Annotated in this window: 20 protein-coding genes; all 20 read left to right on the plus strand. The window is 58.2% G+C overall.

The window, feature by feature from the left end; all coding sequences use genetic code 11:
• Positions 1-8 precede the first annotated feature (8 nt).
• A complete protein-coding gene (rplR, locus tag J3R80_RS11505) occupies positions 9-368 on the plus strand; it encodes a 50S ribosomal protein L18 (protein WP_275394153.1) in 360 nt (119 codons plus the stop codon).
• 121 nt (positions 369-489) lie between these two features.
• A complete protein-coding gene (rpsE, locus tag J3R80_RS11510) occupies positions 490-1059 on the plus strand; it encodes a 30S ribosomal protein S5 (protein WP_275393933.1) in 570 nt (189 codons plus the stop codon).
• 12 nt (positions 1060-1071) lie between these two features.
• The gene (gene rpmD / locus J3R80_RS11515) at positions 1072-1260 is read left to right on the plus strand and encodes a 50S ribosomal protein L30 (protein WP_191286621.1); all 189 of its coding nucleotides are present in this window, start codon (positions 1072-1074) and stop codon (positions 1258-1260) included.
• Positions 1261-1993: 733 nt separating this feature from the next.
• On the plus strand, positions 1994-2137 hold the full coding sequence (locus J3R80_RS11520) for a hypothetical protein (protein WP_275393934.1): 144 nt from the start codon (positions 1994-1996) through the stop codon (positions 2135-2137).
• Between the two features lie 128 nt (positions 2138-2265).
• Positions 2266-3102: a DMT family transporter gene (locus J3R80_RS11525; RefSeq protein WP_275393935.1), complete on the plus strand. Its 837-nt coding sequence runs from the start codon at positions 2266-2268 to the stop codon at positions 3100-3102.
• Between the two features lie 135 nt (positions 3103-3237).
• Entirely contained in the window at positions 3238-3708 is a 471-nt protein-coding gene (gene rplO, locus J3R80_RS11530; RefSeq protein ID WP_275393936.1) for a 50S ribosomal protein L15, read from the plus strand.
• 106 nt (positions 3709-3814) lie between these two features.
• The gene (secY, locus tag J3R80_RS11535; protein ID WP_275393937.1) at positions 3815-5170 is read left to right on the plus strand and encodes a preprotein translocase subunit SecY; all 1356 of its coding nucleotides are present in this window, start codon (positions 3815-3817) and stop codon (positions 5168-5170) included.
• Complete coding sequence (locus tag J3R80_RS11540) at positions 5167-5745, plus strand: adenylate kinase (RefSeq protein WP_275393938.1); 579 nt, start codon at positions 5167-5169, stop codon at positions 5743-5745. The genes secY and J3R80_RS11540 overlap by 4 nt, the downstream gene beginning before the upstream one ends.
• A 287-nt stretch (positions 5746-6032) precedes the next feature.
• Entirely contained in the window at positions 6033-6401 is a 369-nt protein-coding gene (rpsM, locus tag J3R80_RS11545) for a 30S ribosomal protein S13 (RefSeq protein ID WP_275393939.1), read from the plus strand.
• Between the two features lie 15 nt (positions 6402-6416).
• Positions 6417-6806, plus strand: coding sequence for a 30S ribosomal protein S11 (gene rpsK, locus J3R80_RS11550; protein ID WP_133484925.1), 390 nt, complete (start codon positions 6417-6419; stop codon positions 6804-6806).
• A 104-nt stretch (positions 6807-6910) separates the two neighbouring features.
• Positions 6911-7927 (plus strand): DNA-directed RNA polymerase subunit alpha, encoded by a 1017-nt coding sequence (locus J3R80_RS11555; RefSeq protein WP_275393940.1) that lies wholly within the window; start codon positions 6911-6913, stop codon positions 7925-7927.
• Positions 7928-8077: 150 nt separating this feature from the next.
• Positions 8078-8506: a 50S ribosomal protein L17 gene (gene rplQ, locus J3R80_RS11560; protein ID WP_275393941.1), complete on the plus strand. Its 429-nt coding sequence runs from the start codon at positions 8078-8080 to the stop codon at positions 8504-8506.
• Between the two features lie 183 nt (positions 8507-8689).
• Complete coding sequence (locus J3R80_RS11565; RefSeq protein ID WP_275393943.1) at positions 8690-9301, plus strand: autoinducer binding domain-containing protein; 612 nt, start codon at positions 8690-8692, stop codon at positions 9299-9301.
• A 60-nt stretch (positions 9302-9361) separates the two neighbouring features.
• Complete coding sequence (locus J3R80_RS11570; RefSeq protein ID WP_275393944.1) at positions 9362-10684, plus strand: replication-associated recombination protein A; 1323 nt, start codon at positions 9362-9364, stop codon at positions 10682-10684.
• 78 nt (positions 10685-10762) lie between these two features.
• Complete coding sequence (gene crcB / locus J3R80_RS11575; RefSeq protein ID WP_275393945.1) at positions 10763-11140, plus strand: fluoride efflux transporter CrcB; 378 nt, start codon at positions 10763-10765, stop codon at positions 11138-11140.
• Positions 11137-12186: an RluA family pseudouridine synthase gene (locus J3R80_RS11580; RefSeq protein ID WP_275393946.1), complete on the plus strand. Its 1050-nt coding sequence runs from the start codon at positions 11137-11139 to the stop codon at positions 12184-12186. The genes crcB and J3R80_RS11580 overlap by 4 nt, the downstream gene beginning before the upstream one ends.
• Positions 12183-12872, plus strand: a complete 690-nt coding sequence (locus tag J3R80_RS11585; RefSeq protein ID WP_275393947.1) for an HAD-IA family hydrolase — start codon at positions 12183-12185, stop codon at positions 12870-12872. The genes J3R80_RS11580 and J3R80_RS11585 overlap by 4 nt, the downstream gene beginning before the upstream one ends.
• Positions 12869-13585 carry an ATP12 family protein gene (locus J3R80_RS11590; protein WP_275393948.1) on the plus strand — a complete coding sequence of 239 codons (717 nt, stop codon included), beginning with the start codon at positions 12869-12871 and terminating at the stop codon, positions 13583-13585. Before J3R80_RS11585 ends, J3R80_RS11590 begins: the two co-directional genes overlap by 4 nt.
• Positions 13586-13790: 205 nt before the next feature.
• Entirely contained in the window at positions 13791-14810 is a 1020-nt protein-coding gene (locus J3R80_RS11595) for an amino acid ABC transporter substrate-binding protein (RefSeq protein ID WP_275393949.1), read from the plus strand.
• 123 nt (positions 14811-14933) lie between these two features.
• On the plus strand, positions 14934-16196 hold the full coding sequence (locus J3R80_RS11600; RefSeq protein WP_275393950.1) for an ABC transporter permease subunit: 1263 nt from the start codon (positions 14934-14936) through the stop codon (positions 16194-16196).

Here is a 16196-nt window from a genome sequence, read left to right on the forward strand (position 1 = left end):
CCAGACAGATGGCAAACAGCAAACGGACCCTGTTCCTCAAGCGCCGCCTGCGCGTCCGGAACAGCCTGCGCAAACACAACGTAGGCAAGATGCGCCTTTCGGTGCACCGCTCGAACAAGAACATCAGCGTTCAGCTGATCGACGATGTGAATGGCGTCACCCTGGCTTCGGCTTCTTCGTTGGAGAAGGATCTGGGCGTGGTTGGCAAAAACAACATCGACGCAGCCAGCAAAGTGGGTGCAGCGATCGCGGAACGTGCCAAGAAAGCCGGCGTCGAGGAATGCTATTTCGACCGCGGCGGCTTCCTGTACCACGGCAAAGTGAAGGCTCTGGCCGACGCGGCGCGCGAAGGTGGTCTGAAGTTCTAAGTGACCTGAGAGGGGCGCCGGACCTGATCCGCTGCCCCTCCGATGATCCGGGGGCACATCAAACGCCCACCAGGATTGAGATAAACGGCGCAAACGCGCGCCATCATGAAAGGAATGCCTGATGGCAGAACGTGAAAACCGCCGGAACCGTCGCGACCGCGACGAAACCCCGGAATTTGCCGATCGTCTGGTTGCGATCAACCGTGTGTCGAAAACCGTTAAGGGTGGTAAGCGCTTTGGCTTCGCCGCACTTGTCGTTGTTGGCGACCAAAAAGGCCGTGTTGGCTTTGGTAAAGGTAAAGCGAAAGAGGTCCCCGAGGCCATTCGCAAAGCCACCGAGCAAGCCAAGCGTCAAATGATCCGCGTGCCGCTGCGCGAAGGTCGCACGCTGCACCACGACATCGAAGGTCGTCATGGCGCCGGTAAAGTGGTCATGCGCACCGCCCCGGAAGGTACCGGTATTATTGCTGGTGGTCCGATGCGTGCCGTGTTCGAAATGCTGGGCGTCAAAGACGTTGTGTCGAAGTCGATCGGCTCGCAGAACCCATACAACATGATCCGCGCCACCATCGACGGGCTGCAAAAAGAAGCCAGCCCCCGCATGATCGCCCAACGTCGCGGCAAGAAAGTCGCCGACATTCTGGGCGCCAAATCTGAAGCTCCGGCAGACGCCGAAGCCGCAGACGCGTAAGGAGACTGATCCATGGCTAAAACCATCGTCGTCAAGCAGATCGGCTCCCCGATCCGCCGCCCCGCCAAACAGCGCCAGACGCTGATCGGCCTGGGCCTGAACAAGATGCACAAGACCCGTGAGCTGGAAGACACCCCCGCCGTCCGCGGCATGGTCGCGTCGATCCCGCACATGGTGGAGATCATCGAAGAGAAGGGCTGAGCCTCGGCTTGGACCAACTCTTGAAGACTTGAAGCACCCCGGTCAGAAATGGCTGGGGTGTTTTTGATACTAGGTATTAGTTCGCAAGCTTAGAGTCATATGAAGCGCTCTCTATATGAGTGCTGCGCCTCTATAAAAGACCGTCATTTTGGCTAGATGGAAGCTTCCGTACCAACGAGCTGTGGAAATCGAGAAGTTTTTGTTGACCTGCTAGGGCTCAATGGTGCGATATTACCCCTCAAGGGGTGACACACTATAGCCGGGAGTGTGTCATGACGCTAGAACCACCTACCTCAATAACGGATAAGATGTTGCAGCTAATAGCGAACGCCGAGTTGAGTTTTGGCATCGCAAGTGGAAACGGGGTTGGGGCATTCCTGCTTGCGCTTGTTGTCGTCGTTTTTCTGTTTCGTCCGCCATCATCACTTCAAAACCTTTCCGGTGTAATTAAAGCGTGGCGTAGGCGTGACTAATGCGAGGAACTGGCTAGATATGTTTTCTGGTTCAGGTGGTCTTCAGTTCGAGAAACGCCTGACCCTCCCCGTCGTGCCAAAGGCACGCCTCGGGCGTGACAGGGCGCTTCACGCCCACCCAGGGTCGGGTGCTGCCCTCTGTGGCTTGCCCCCAACCCATGCACTCCCCGCAACCCGGGGTTTCAGATTCAACTGTGGTCCTCTTCCCGTCCCCCTCCTATCAGGGCGCTAACAATTCACCCCTGTTTAGGACAACAGACATGAACGCCCTTGTTACCCCCGTCGCCCCGCTGGCCAATGCCATCGCCGAGGTGATCACCGCCGCTCAGACTGCCGCACACCGTTTCCTGACCTCGGACAGTGTTCCGACCTGGACCGAGTATCTGCGGGGTTGCAACAAATAAGCGACCCAACATCGCATGACGAACCCCGGCCTTGATGCCGGGGTTTTTCGTTTCGGGATGGCGCGAAGGTGATTGGCAGGGCGGTGCCCGTGGCGGTATGGCTGGGACACCTCGAAAAGGCCGATGACTTGAGACTTATTGCCCTGACCACGCTGACCATGATCGCCTTCGCGGCCAATTCGCTTTTGAACCGGGCGGGGCTGGCGGGCGAATATATCGGGCCGGCAGGTTTTGCCCTGATCCGGGTTGTGGCGGGTGCGGTCATGCTTTGGGGCCTGCTCTGGGCCAAAGCGCGGCAGGCCCCGCCGCGCCCGTCGCCGGATTGGGCTGCGGTTGCGGGTCTGGTTGCATACCTTGTCGGATTTTCCTTTGCCTATGTTGCGCTCGACGCTGGGCTGGGCGCGCTGGTTCTGTTTGCAGGCGTCCAAATCACCATGTTTGTTGGGGCCATTCTGGGCGGCGATCGTTTTCCGGCCCGCCGATGGGGCGGTATGGCCATCTCGCTTGGCGGGCTGGCCTATCTGGTCTGGCCGGGGCAGGCGCAGTCCTTTGACCCTTGGGCGCTGGGCCTGATGGCGTTGGCGGCTTTGGGATGGGGTGTCTATTCGCTGATCGGACGCCGGGCAAGCGCGCCTTTGGCGGCGACGGCGTGGAACTTCGTCTATGCCGTTCCACTGGTGGCGTTGGCGTCGTTCCCCTTCGTGATGGGCGAGGGCATGACGGCATCGGGCGTTCTGCTTGCCATCACCTCGGGCGCGGTTACGTCCGGGCTGGGCTATGCGTTGTGGTATCGTGTCCTGCCCGCGCTGGGCGCCAGCACCGGCGCCTTGGCGCAATTGTCCGTCCCGGTCATCGCCATGCTGGCGGGTGTGATTCTGTTGGGAGAAGGATTGACCCTGCGCGCCGTGTTGGCATCGGCGCTGGTTCTGGGCGGCATTGCCTTCGGGCTTCTGCCTCGCCGCTAACAACGCCGGACTTGCACGGCGGGCGGCAAGGGTCTATACGCCCCCGGTGGCGTCTTGCGCCACAGAATCAAAACCAAGAAAAGCCGTGTTTGGCCCCTTCCGCTTCGTGGGTCAGTTCCGGCAAGGAGAAGCGACATGAAATTGCATGAACTGCGCGACAATCCTGGCGCAACCAAACCCCGCAAACGCGTTGGCCGTGGTCCCGGCTCGGGCATGGGTAAAACCGCTGGCCGTGGTATCAAAGGTCAGAAATCGCGGTCGGGTGTGGCCATCAATGGCTACGAAGGCGGCCAAATGCCGCTCTACCAACGTCTGCCCAAGCGTGGATTCAACAAGCCGAACCGCAAAAAGTTCGCTGTTGTGAACCTGGGCCTGATCCAGAAATTCATCGATGAAAAGAAGCTGGACGCCAAAGAAATCACCGAAGATACGCTGGTTGCCTCGGGTCTGGTACGTCGCAAGCTGGACGGTGTGCGCGTTCTGGCCAAGGGCGAGTTGACGGCCAAGGCCAACATCACCGTGACCGGCGCGTCGAAATCGGCTGTTGAAGCTGTCGAAAAAGCTGGCGGTAAATTGACCGTCGCTGCTCCGGCTGCAGCTGAATAAGACCTTGTGAGGGGCGACGCTGCCCCTTACATATCTTGCTATGTTTTCAAGCGCCGCCGGAGCCGGGAACGGTCCGGCGGTGTTTTACTTGGATCGAGGGGGCCTTATGGCATCTGCAGCAGAACAAATGGCCGCGAACATGAGTTGGGGCGCCTTTGGTAAGGCGACCGAGCTGCGTCAGCGGATTTTCTTCACGATCGGGCTTCTGATCATCTATCGCCTTGGCACCTATATTCCCATTCCGGGGATCGACGGCACCGCCCTGCGCGAATTCATGGATCAGGCACAATCCGGCATTGCGGGCGTGCTGGGCATGTTCACCGGCGGCGCGCTGAGCCGTATGGGCGTCTTTGCGTTGGGCATCATGCCCTATATCTCGGCCTCGATCATCGTGCAGCTTCTGTCTTCCATGTGGGAGCCGTTGAAGCAGCTGAAGAAAGAGGGTGAGCAGGGTCGCAAGAAGATCAACCAATACACCCGCTATGGCACCGTTCTGCTGGCCACCGGGCAGGCTTTCGCACTGGCAAACAGTCTGCAAGCCGGTGATCTTGTCACCAATCCCGGCATGTTCTTCATCGCCGCCTGTGTGATCACCCTTGTCGGCGGCACCATGTTCCTGATGTGGTTGGGTGAACAGATCACCGCGCGCGGCATCGGCAACGGTATTTCGCTGATCATCTTCGTCGGCATCGTGGCCGAGATTCCCGCCGCATTGGCGCAATTCCTCGCGTCGGGTCGTTCGGGCGCGATCAGCCCTGCCGTTATTATCGGTGTGATGGTGATGATCGTCGCCGTGATTGCATTTGTCGTGTTCATGGAGCGCGCGCTGCGCAAGATCCACATTCAATATCCCCGTCGTCAGGTGGGCATGAAGGTATATGACGGTGGTTCGTCGCACTTGCCGATCAAGGTAAACCCCGCTGGCGTGATCCCGGCAATCTTTGCGTCGGCACTGTTGCTGCTGCCGACCACCATCTCGACGTTTTCGTCGGGTCAGGCGGGGCCGGTTATGTCGGTTATTCTGGCCTATTTCGGGCCGGGCCAACCGCTGTATCTGCTGTTCTTCACGGCGATGATCGTCTTCTTTACCTTCTTCTACACCCGCGAAGTGGCGTTCAAGACGGATGAGGTCGCCGACAACCTGAAAAACCAAAACGGCTTTGTTCCAGGCATCCGCCCGGGCAAGAAAACGGCTGAGTATCTGGACTATGTCGTCGTGCGCCTGTTGGTTCTTGGGTCGGGCTATCTGGCCGCTGTCTGTCTGCTGCCGGAAATCCTGCGCAGCCAGTTGGCCATCCCGTTCTATTTTGGCGGCACATCGGTTCTGATCGTTGTGTCGGTGACGATGGACACGATCCAACAGGTTCAGTCGCATCTGCTGGCCCACCAGTATGAAGGTCTGATCGAGAAATCACAGCTGCGCGGCAAGAAACGTTCGAAGAAGGCTCCGTCGCGTCGATGAGTATTATTCTGCTTGGACCACCCGGTGCCGGGAAAGGCACTCAAGCCCAGATTCTTGTTGAAACGCGTGGGATGATCCAGCTTTCGACCGGGGACATGCTGCGCGAGGCGAAAGCCTCGGGCACCGAGATGGGCAAGAAAGTTGCCGCGATCATGGACGCGGGCGAGCTTGTCACGGACGAGATCGTCATTGGCCTGATCGAAGAAAAGCTGGAAGGCGACACTGGCGGCGGCTTCATCTTCGATGGCTTCCCCCGGACGCTGGCGCAGGCGGATGCCTTGGGCGCTTTGCTTGAGAAGCATGGCCAGTCTCTGGATGCCGTGATCGAGATGCAGGTCAATGACGAGGTGCTCGTCGGCCGCATCGTTGGCCGCGCGGAAGAGGCGCGCGCCGCCGGCAAACCCGTGCGTGCGGACGACAACGAGGAAAGCCTGAAGATTCGTCTGATGGAATACTACAAGAAGACCTCGCCGCTGATCGGGTATTACTATGCCAAGGGCGACCTGAAGTCGGTCAATGGGCTGGGCACCATTGAAGAAGTGCAGGGCGAGATTGCCGAGGTGCTGGGCGCCTGATCCAGGCGCCAAAGATGAGTTGCCAAGCGCCGCGGATCTAACGCGGCGCTTTGGTTTTACAGGTTGGGCCGGGGCGTCCAAAAGGCTTGGAGCTATGATGGGGTTGACGCCCAAGGCAATCCCATCTAAGTCACCCCATCCCTAACGGGAATCGGTGGTTGTGCGGGGTCGCTCCCCCATCCCACCAGACCAGAAATTCAGCGTGGCCCGCAGGAATGATCCGGCGGGCTTCCGTTGTGAAAAAAGGTTCCGGCATTACGGAACCGCAACGAAAAGGAAAGTGACACGTGGCACGTATTGCCGGCGTAAACATCCCGACCCACAAACGGGTCCCGATCGCCCTGACTTATATCACCGGAATTGGTCATACTTCGGCCAAAGCTATCTGCGAAGCCGTGAATATCGACGTGACACGTCGTGTGAACGAACTGTCGGATGCCGAAGTTCTGGCCATTCGCGAGCACATCGACGCGACCTACACTGTTGAAGGTGACCTGCGTCGTGAAGTTCAAATGAACATCAAGCGTCTGATGGATCTGGGCGCTTATCGCGGCCTGCGCCATCGTCGTAACCTGCCCGTTCGCGGTCAGCGTACCCACACCAATGCTCGTACTCGCAAAGGCCCCGCAAAGGCCATTGCCGGTAAGAAGAAATAAGGGAGGGTTTGATCAATGGCACGCGATAAGACTCGTATGAAGCGCAAAGAGCGTAAGAACATCGCCTCGGGCGTTGCTCACGTAAACTCTTCGTTCAACAACACCAAGATCCTGATTTCGGACGTTCAAGGTAACGCGATTTCGTGGTCTTCGGCAGGCACCATGGGTTTCAAAGGGTCGCGCAAATCGACACCTTATGCTGCTCAGATGGCTGCGGAAGATGCTGGTAAGAAAGCACAAGAGCACGGCGTGAAAACGTTGGAAGTTGAAGTTCAAGGCCCCGGTTCGGGTCGTGAATCGGCTTTGCGCGCTCTGGCTGCGATTGGTTTCAATATCACGTCGATCCGTGACGTGACCCCGATCGCCCACAACGGCTGCCGCCCGCCAAAGCGCCGCCGCGTATAATTCGATTTTCTCCGGGCTGCGGTTGTCGCGGCCCGGTTTCCGTCATTTTAACCTCGGGCGTCCTGCCCTTTGGACATGGGGACAGGACTGGTATGGAGGGACGCATGATCCATAAGAATTGGGCTGAACTGATCAAGCCGACACAGCTGGAAGTCAAACCCGGCAACGACCCCGCGCGTCAGGCGACTGTGGTTGCAGAACCGCTGGAGCGTGGCTTTGGTCTGACCCTGGGCAATGCCCTGCGCCGCGTGTTGATGTCGAGCCTGCAAGGCGCGGCCATTACGTCGGTTCAGATTGACAACGTGCTGCATGAGTTCAGCAGCGTTGCTGGTGTGCGCGAAGACGTCACCGACATCGTTCTGAACCTCAAAGGTGTTGCGATCAACATGGAAGTCGAAGGCCCCAAGCGCCTGTCGATTTCTGCCAAAGGCCCGCAGGTGGTGACCGCTGGTGACATCTCGGAAACCGCTGGTATCGAGATTCTGAACAAGGATCACGTGATCTGTCACCTTGATGACGGCGCTGATCTGTTCATGGAACTGACCGTCAACACCGGTAAGGGCTATGTCGCGTCGGACAAGAACAAGCCGGAAGATGCTCCGATTGGCCTGATCCCGGTCGATGCGATCTATTCGCCGGTCAAGAAAGTGTCGTATGACGTTCAGCCGACCCGTGAAGGTCAGGTTCTGGACTATGACAAGCTGACTTTGAAGCTGGAAACTGATGGTTCGGTTTCGCCGGAAGATGCCGTGGCATTCGCTGCCCGTATCGTTCAGGACCAGTTGTCGATCTTCGTGAACTTCGACGAGCCGGAAGCCGCTGGTCGTCAGGACGAAGACGATGGGCTTGAGTTCAACCCGCTGCTTCTGAAGAAAGTGGACGAGCTGGAACTGTCCGTGCGTTCGGCAAACTGCCTGAAGAACGACAACATCGTTTATATTGGCGATCTGATCCAGAAAACCGAAGCCGAGATGCTGCGCACTCCGAACTTCGGCCGCAAGTCGCTGAACGAGATCAAGGAAGTGCTTTCGGGCATGGGTCTGCACCTTGGCATGGATGTCGAGGAATGGCCGCCTGAGAACATCGAAGAGCTGGCGAAGAAATTCGAAGATCAGTTCTGATCTTCTTCGGGGCCGTCCCGTACGGCCCCGGCAATGCCCGCCTGATGCGGGGAATATCCGGGCAATCCTGCCCCAAGGAGAGGGACCGACACGCATCGGTTCACAGACAAAGCATCGCTCGTTCAAGAGCACCAAAGAAGGATTAAGAAAATGCGTCACGCTCGTGGTTACCGCCGCCTGAATCGCACCCATGAACACCGCAAAGCGATGTTCGCCAACATGGCTGGTTCGCTGATCGAACATGAACAGATCAAAACAACCCTGCCGAAAGCCAAAGAACTGCGCCCGATCATCGAAAAGATGATCACGCTGGCCAAACGCGGTGACGTTCACGCCCGCCGTCAGGCTGCTGCACGGTTGAAGCAAGACCAGCACGTTGCAAAACTGTTTGACGTTCTTGGCCCGCGCTTTGCTGATCGCAAGGGCGGCTATGTTCGCGTTCTGAAGGCTGGCTTCCGTTATGGCGACATGGCACCGATGGCGATCATCGAATTCGTTGATCGTGATGTCGACGCCAAAGGCGCCGCAGACCGTGCACGTCTGGAAGCAGAAGAAGCTGCCGACGCGGCCGACGAATAAAGATCATCCCCTATCGGGATTTTAGAAGCCCCGCGCTGGTGCGCGGGGCTTTTTTTGTCCGCGGTTCAATAAAATTGCTGGAAAAGCCATTGCGCGCAAAGAAAAGTTGCACAAACAATTTAAGGTTGTTTGACTCCTGCGCGACTGTCTAAAAGGATAGGTATGGGGATCGGGGATTAAACGATGGTCGAAGATTTTGGCCTTGATCAAGGTTTGGCTAAGCTGTCTGACTTGGCGCCGAAAGGCTATGCGCTGGGGCTGCACATTCGGTATGCTTCGGCCCATATCATGATCCAGACCTATGACCCACGTTGGAGCCAGCTTTACACCGAAAAAGGGTATATGTTGGCTGACCCGATGGTGTTTTGGGGCTTTGGCAATGAAGGCACCATAAGGTGGAGCGCATTGAACCTGCCCGATCCACATGGAATCCTGTCGCAAGCGGCTGGGTTTGGTCTGAAATACGGGGTGGCCGTATCGCACGGGTCTACAGCATCGCGTACGATTGGCGGGTTCGCTCGTGATGATCGTGAATTCACCGATGACGAAATAGAAAAAATCTATGAACTGGTTGTGGAACTGCATGACAGATCGACACCACCCGAGCAGCTAACCTCAGCCCAGCGGATGGCCTTGCGCCTGATCGCCAAAGGCAGCCGCCATGCCGAGGCCGCCGCCCTTCTGGGCATATCGGAAAGCGCGCTGAAGGCACGGTTGCGCAGCGCGCGCGAGCGATTGTTCGTGCGCACTACCGCCGAAGCAATTCAGCGCGCGCAGGAGTATAACCTTCTGTAACCCGCTCAGGCGGGCCGTTTTCGCCTTTCAACTCGCGGGCCGCATCCCTAGATTTGAATCATGGCTGACCTGTTTGATAATGATCCCGCGTCCAAAGTGTCTGACCACGGGAAAGATGCGCCGCGCCCTCTGGCCGACCGGCTCAGGCCGCAATCATTGTCCGAGGTTGTCGGACAGGAGCAGGTTCTGGGACCGGACGCACCGCTTGGCACAATGCTTGCGGCGGGCAGCCTTGGCTCGCTGATCTTCTGGGGCCCCCCCGGCGTTGGCAAGACGACCATTGCGCGCTTGCTGGCACAGGAAACAGATCTGCACTTCGTTCAGATCAGCGCGATTTTCACAGGCGTGCCCGAGCTGCGAAAGGTGTTTGAAGCCGCGCGCCATCGGCGATCAAATGGGCAAGGCACCTTGCTGTTCGTGGACGAAATCCATCGCTTCAACAAGGCACAGCAGGACGGGTTCCTGCCACATATGGAAGACGGCACCATCCTTCTGGTGGGTGCGACCACGGAAAACCCGTCGTTCGAGCTGAATGCCGCCGTGCTCTCGCGCTCGCAGGTTCTGGTGCTGACCCGCCTGTCGCTTGCGGATCTTGAACGGCTTGCCCAACGAGCCGAGAAAGAGCTGGATCGCCCCTTGCCGCTGACCGGTGACGCCCGCGAGGCGTTGTTAGAGATGGCAGATGGGGATGGGCGCGCCGTTTTGAACTTGATCGAACAGGTTTTCGCGTGGAAGGTCGATGGCAAGCTGGATGTCGAAGGTCTGTCCAAACGTCTGATGAAACGCGCGGCGATCTATGACAAATCTGGCGATGAGCATTACAACCTGATCTCGGCCCTGCACAAATCGGTGCGGGGATCGGATCCTGACGCCGCGTTATATTGGCTCGCACGGATGCTAACCGGTGGCGAAGACCCTCGTTATCTTGCCAGGCGCATCACGCGCATGGCGGTCGAGGATATCGGGCTGGCCGATCCACAGGCTCATCGGGTGTGTTTGGACGCGTGGGAAACCTATGAGCGATTGGGAAGCCCTGAGGGTGAACTGGCGCTGGCGCAGGCTGTGACGTATCTGGCACTGGCGCCGAAATCCAACGCGGCCTATGTCGCCTATAAGGCTGCGATGGCTGCGGCGAAGAAAACCGGGTCAGAGCCCCCGCCCAAGCATATCCTGAATGCGCCCACGTCGTTGATGAAGGATCAGGGATATGGTGATGGCTATGCCTATGACCATGATGCGCCGGATGGGTTTTCGGGGCAGAACTACTTCCCCGACGGCATCAAACGTGGGGTGTATTACCTGCCTGTTGAGCGGGGTTTCGAGCGTGAGCTGAAGAAACGCACGGATTATTTCGCGCGTCTGCGTGCCAAACGGGCTGATTGAGCCAAACACCACCGCCAGAGGTCCGCAAAGACCACCCTGACGCTTGACAAGCGCGGCGCGGGGCCTCAGTCAGACCGCATGATGACACCCCTTATTCAAGTTGCCCTTGGTGGCGCGATTGGCGCTTCGGCCCGGTATCTGACCGGCAACGCAGTTGCGCGCTGGGTGGGCCACGGTTTCCCTGCGGGCACGATGGTCGTGAATGTCCTGGGCTCGTTTTTGATGGGCGTTTTGGTGGTCGTGTTGGCCCGCAAAGGTGGTCAGGCGGCAGCGCCGTTTCTGATGACCGGGCTGCTGGGTGGGTTCACGACCTTCTCGGCGTTTTCACTAGATGCGATCACATTGTACGAACGGGGGCAGATTGCCGCCGCCAGCGGTTACGTGATCGGGTCGGTGGTTCTGTCACTGGCCGGTCTTATCGCAGGTCTGCATGTCGCCCGCATGGTGCTGGCATGAGCGGCGTTCAGATTATTACAATCGGCCCGGACGAAGCCGAGCAACGACTGGATCGCTGGGTCAAGCGGATGTTTCCGCATGTGGGACAGGGGCGGATCGAGAAGGGATGTCGCAAGGGTGAGTTTCGCGTCAACGGCGCGAAGGTGAAGACTTCGACCCGCGTTGCGCCGGGCGACGAAGTGCGTGTGCCCCCATTGCCGGTGCCGGAAGGCGGGCAAGAGCGTCCGAAAGCCCCGCCGCGGGTGTCTGATGCGGATGCCAAGTTGATCCAGTCCTGCGTAATATACCGCGATGACCATATCATTGCACTGAACAAACCACCGGGCCTGCCCAGCCAAGGCGGCAGCAAACAGACCCGCCATGTGGACGGTTTGGCCGAGGCGCTGAAGTTTGATCGCGACGAAAAACCGCGTCTTGTGCATCGGCTCGACAAGGATACGTCGGGCGTTTTGTTGTTGGCGCGCAGCCAGAAAATGGCCTCGGATCTGACGCAGGCGTTCCGCTCTCGCGATACTCGAAAGATCTATTGGGCCTTGGTGGCAGGTGTGCCGCAGCCACGTTGGGGCACATTGCGCTGGGGGCTGGTCAAAGCACCGGGCCACGGGGGCAAGGGCGAGGCGGAAAAGATGATCTGCGTACATCCGCGACATGTCGATGAAACGCCGGGCGCCAAGCGTGCCACCACCGATTATGCGGTGCTGACGACACTTGCCAGCCGTGCGGCGTGGGTCGCGCTGGTGCCTGTGACGGGGCGCACTCACCAACTTCGCGCCCATATGGCCGAGCTTGGTCATCCGATCGCTGGGGATGGCAAATACGGAGGGTCGAGTCAGGAGAATCTTGGCGACGGGTGGGGTGCACAGCTGGGCGGTGAGCTGTCGAAAAAGCTGCATTTGCACGCCCGCTCGATCACGTTCACGCACCCTGTCACCAAGAAACAGGTGACGATCACCGCACCACTGCCGGACCATATGCAGCGCACGTGGAATTATATGGGTTGGCAAGAGGGCGATGTGCCCGCAGACCCGTTCGAGGATTTGGAATGAGTGATGCGCCCTTGCGGTTGGCTGTGTTCGATGTTGATGGCACGCTGATCGACAGTCAGGATTTCATCGTCGAAGCGATGAACAGAGCCTTTGGTGCGATGGGTGTGACGCTGCCCACCCGCGCCGAGGTTTTGTCGATTGTCGGGCTGTCGCTGCATGACGCGATCCGGCGCCTTGTGCCGTCAATGAGCCCAACGGAAGTCACCGAAGCGTCACAACAATACAAAGACATGTTCATCCAGTTGCGCGCCGAAAAAGGCGGCGAGGCATCAGCGCCGATGTATCCCGGTGCGCGCGCTGCCTTGGAGCACTTGCATAAGCGGGATGACGTGCTGCTGGGTGTCGCAACCGGCAAGGCGCGGCGCGGGTTGGATCACGCCTATGATGCCCACGATCTGCGGCACTTTTTCGTCACCAGTCAAACCGCGGACAGTCACCCGTCGAAACCGCACCCGTCGATGTTGCAAGCCGCACTGGCGGAAACCGGGGCAGATGCCACCAACGCCGTGATGATTGGCGACACGAGCTTCGATATCGAAATGGGCCGCGCTGCGGGCTATCGCACCATCGGTGTTACCTGGGGGTATCATCCGCGCGAACGGTTGGTCACAGCCGGGGCCGACCTGCTGATCGATACCTATGCGGATCTGGCGGCCGCTTTGGATGAACTTTGGGGGACAGCATGAGCGACTGGGCGGCAAAACGGTTCTGGAAACAGGCACAGGTCGTTAAGACCGACGGCGGGTATTCGGTCGAACTGGATGGTCGCCCTATCAAGACGCCTGCCAAGGCACTTCTGCAAGTGCCGACACTTGCGCTTGCCGAAGCGATTGCCAAAGAATGGGATGCGCAGGTCGACAAGATTGATCCCGACACGATGCCGGTCACCCGAACCGCAAATTCGGCATTGGACAAGGTGGCGCATCAATTTGCAGATGTTGCCGACATGTTGGCCGCCTATGGTGATAGCGATTTGCTGTGCTATCGCGCCACCCATCCAGAAGAACTGGTCAGCCGTCAGTCTGACCTTTGGGACCCATTGTTGGATTGGGCGGCTGATGACTTGGGCGCACGGTTGGTGCCGGTGGCGGGAATCATGCATCAACCGCAGGATGGCATTGCGCTTTCCCGGCTCACGGAACGGGTGCATGCGCTGTCGGATTTCGAGCTGGCAGGCTTTCATGATCTGGTGGCAATCAGCGGATCGCTTGTATTGGCGCTGGCTGTTACCTCCGAAAGGTTATCTGTGGACGAGGCTTGGTCACTGTCCCGGCTGGACGAGACCTGGCAGGAAGAACAGTGGGGGGTGGACGAGGAAGCCTCGGAACTTGCAGAGAAAAAACGTATCGACATTGTGAACGCTGCTTGGTTCTTCCACGCAAGTCGCCGCGAAATATAATGCAACCAACGCGTTAGCTTCGATAATATTCTTGCTTTCCCCTAGGTTAAGCATCGCTATTCGCGATGTTGCCCTTGACGATAACTGATCAATTCTTTCAAACTCCTCTCCATGCCGAAGGGGCAATCCTTTCGCTAACATCTTGTGACCACAATGGTTGCGAATTCAGCCCGAAACTACGGGTAACTATCAGGAAGAGGTAAACATGAAAAAATCCGTTTTTCTTGGCGCACTGACCGTCGCCAGCATCGCTGCTGGCGCTTCGGCGGCTGCGACCCTTGATGACGTCAAGGCACGTGGCAAGCTGAACTGCGGTGTGACCACCGGTCTTGTCGGCTTCGCCGCACCGGACGCAAACGGCAAGTGGGAAGGTTTCGACGTCGGTGTGTGCCGCGCTGTGGCTGCTGCTGTTCTTGGCGATGCTAACGCGGTCGAATTTGTTCCGACCACCGGTAAAACACGCTTCACGGCTCTGGCTTCCGGCGAAGTCGATATGCTGGCACGTAACACCACCTGGACGCTGTCGCGCGATGTCGACCTGAAGTTCGACTTCGTCGGCGTGAACTATTATGACGGCCAAGGTTTCCTTGTCTCGAAAGAGATGGGTGTAAGCTCGGCCAAGGATCTGGACGGTGCAACCGTTTGTATCCAGACCGGCACCACCACCGAGCTGAACCTGGCGGACTTCTTCCGTGCAAACAACATCAGCTATGAGCCGGTTCCGATCGAAACCAACGCTGAAGGTCAGCAACAGTACCTTGCCGGTGCTTGTGATACCTACACCACCGACGCTTCGGGTCTTGCCGCAACGCGCGCAACCTTCGAAGATCCGTCGGCACACGTTGTTCTGCCGGAAATCATCTCGAAAGAGCCGCTGGGCCCGCTGGTCCGTCACGGTGACAACGAGTGGGGCGATATCGTTCGCTGGACGCTGAACGCGCTGATCTCGGCAGAAGAGCTGGGCATCACGTCGACCAATATCGGCGAGCTGTCGGCTGCACCCGGCGACAACCCGGAAATCAACCGTATGCTGGGCACCGAGGGTAACCTGGGTGAAATGCTCGGCCTCGACGCTGATTGGGCCAAGCGCGCCATCATGGCGGGCGGCAACTACGGCGAGCTGTTTGCCAAGAACATCGGCGAAAGCACACCGATCGCTCTGGCCCGTGGCCTGAACGCTCAGTGGAAAGATGGCGGTCTGATCTATTCGCCGCCGTTCCGGTAAAAACATTCTTGGAAAGGGCGTGGTTCATCCACGCCCTTTTCGTATCTATCTGAACGCACCCTGGCACAGCGGTAAAATCCGCATCTTAAAGAAACAAAGCCAGGGGCAACGGGGACGTCATCAATGACAACTATAACCGACCCTCATCAGGGCCAGTTCCGGCTATCCATGCTGTTATATGACAGCCGGTATCGCTCGATGACCATTCAGATTGTCGCCTTGATCGGCTTTCTGATGCTTCTTGGCTGGCTCTTGTCCAACACCGCACAAAACCTTGCGGATCTTGGCAAAGAACCCAGCTTCCGTTTCATGTTCGAGCCAGCAGGCTATGACATCAACCAGCGACTGCTGGAATATGATTCCCAAGACACCCACTTGCGTGCGTCCTTGATGGGGCTCTTGAACACGCTGCTTGTGGCTGTGCTGGGGTGTATCGCTGCGACCATCATCGGCGTGGTGATCGGTGTGCTGCGCTTGTCACCCAACTGGATTATTTCACGTTTGTCGGCTGTCTATGTCGAAGGGTTCCGGAACGTTCCGGTGCTGTTGTGGATCGTTTTCATAATGGCAATCCTGATCGAAACACTTCCACAGCCGCGGGCGTTCAGAAGCGGCGATGCAACGATGTCCTTTTGGGAAAGCGTCGCGGTCACCAACCGCGGGGTCTATATTCCCGAACCATTGTTTTCGCGCAGCCTTGGCGATGTTCACGTCTTCGGCGCATCCAGTCTGCGCTTTGACGTCAGCCTTGACCTGCTGGCGCTTTTGGCTGTCCTGATTGCGGGTATCCTTACGTCTGTGCTGATCAAGCGACGTGCGGATGCGACGCAGGAAGCAACCGGCGTGCGTCCCCGCACATGGCATTGGCGCCTTGGTGTTGTCGTGGTGCCGTTCCTTGTGGTGATGGGTATCCTTGGCTTCTATCTGGGCTATCCCGAACTGAAGGGTTTCAACTTCCGAGGCGGAACCCATTTGCGCAACTCGTTAATTGCACTGTGGCTAGCATTGTCGCTTTACACTGGTGCTTTCATCGCCGAGATCGTGCGCGCAGGTATTCTGGCTGTCTCGAAAGGGCAGACCGAAGCCGCCGGTGCGCTGGGTTTGCGCCCAAATCGCACGATGAGCCTTGTGATTTTGCCGCAAGCGTTGCGGGTGATCATCCCGCCGCTCATCTCGAACTACCTTAACCTTACCAAGAACAGCTCATTGGCGATTGCCGTGGGTTATATGGACATCACGGGCACTTTGGGTGGCATCACCATGAACCAGACAGGCCGCGAGCTTGAAACGGTTCTGCTCTTGATGCTGGTGTATCTGGCCATCTCGCTGACCATTTCAGCGGTGATGAACTGGTACAATGAATCCGTGAAGCTGAAGGAGCGCTGA

Origin of the sequence: Aliiroseovarius sp. Z3 (genome assembly GCF_029105185.1) — a bacterium.
GTDB lineage: Bacteria > Pseudomonadota > Alphaproteobacteria > Rhodobacterales > Rhodobacteraceae > Aliiroseovarius.

Excerpts from the sequence above, each read along its gene's own strand:
- J3R80_RS11585 (WP_275393947.1), top strand. The coding sequence starts at position 12,183 with ATGAGTGATGCGCCCTTGCGGTTGGCTGTGTTCGATGTTGATGGCACG.
- J3R80_RS11555 (WP_275393940.1), top strand. The coding sequence starts at position 6,911 with ATGATCCATAAGAATTGGGCTGAACTGATCAAGCCGACACAGCTGGAA.
- rplQ (WP_275393941.1), top strand. The coding sequence starts at position 8,078 with ATGCGTCACGCTCGTGGTTACCGCCGCCTGAATCGCACCCATGAACAC.
- rplR (WP_275394153.1), top strand. The coding sequence starts at position 9 with ATGGCAAACAGCAAACGGACCCTGTTCCTCAAGCGCCGCCTGCGCGTC.
- rpsE (WP_275393933.1), top strand. The coding sequence starts at position 490 with ATGGCAGAACGTGAAAACCGCCGGAACCGTCGCGACCGCGACGAAACC.
- J3R80_RS11600 (WP_275393950.1), top strand. The coding sequence starts at position 14,934 with ATGACAACTATAACCGACCCTCATCAGGGCCAGTTCCGGCTATCCATG.
- crcB (WP_275393945.1), top strand. The coding sequence starts at position 10,763 with ATGATGACACCCCTTATTCAAGTTGCCCTTGGTGGCGCGATTGGCGCT.
- J3R80_RS11590 (WP_275393948.1), top strand. The coding sequence starts at position 12,869 with ATGAGCGACTGGGCGGCAAAACGGTTCTGGAAACAGGCACAGGTCGTT.
- J3R80_RS11565 (WP_275393943.1), top strand. The coding sequence starts at position 8,690 with ATGGTCGAAGATTTTGGCCTTGATCAAGGTTTGGCTAAGCTGTCTGAC.
- rplO (WP_275393936.1), top strand. The coding sequence starts at position 3,238 with ATGAAATTGCATGAACTGCGCGACAATCCTGGCGCAACCAAACCCCGC.
- J3R80_RS11580 (WP_275393946.1), top strand. The coding sequence starts at position 11,137 with ATGAGCGGCGTTCAGATTATTACAATCGGCCCGGACGAAGCCGAGCAA.
- J3R80_RS11570 (WP_275393944.1), top strand. The coding sequence starts at position 9,362 with ATGGCTGACCTGTTTGATAATGATCCCGCGTCCAAAGTGTCTGACCAC.
- secY (WP_275393937.1), top strand. The coding sequence starts at position 3,815 with ATGGCATCTGCAGCAGAACAAATGGCCGCGAACATGAGTTGGGGCGCC.
- rpmD (WP_191286621.1), top strand. The coding sequence starts at position 1,072 with ATGGCTAAAACCATCGTCGTCAAGCAGATCGGCTCCCCGATCCGCCGC.
- J3R80_RS11520 (WP_275393934.1), top strand. The coding sequence starts at position 1,994 with ATGAACGCCCTTGTTACCCCCGTCGCCCCGCTGGCCAATGCCATCGCC.
- J3R80_RS11595 (WP_275393949.1), top strand. The coding sequence starts at position 13,791 with ATGAAAAAATCCGTTTTTCTTGGCGCACTGACCGTCGCCAGCATCGCT.
- rpsK (WP_133484925.1), top strand. The coding sequence starts at position 6,417 with ATGGCACGCGATAAGACTCGTATGAAGCGCAAAGAGCGTAAGAACATC.
- J3R80_RS11540 (WP_275393938.1), top strand. The coding sequence starts at position 5,167 with ATGAGTATTATTCTGCTTGGACCACCCGGTGCCGGGAAAGGCACTCAA.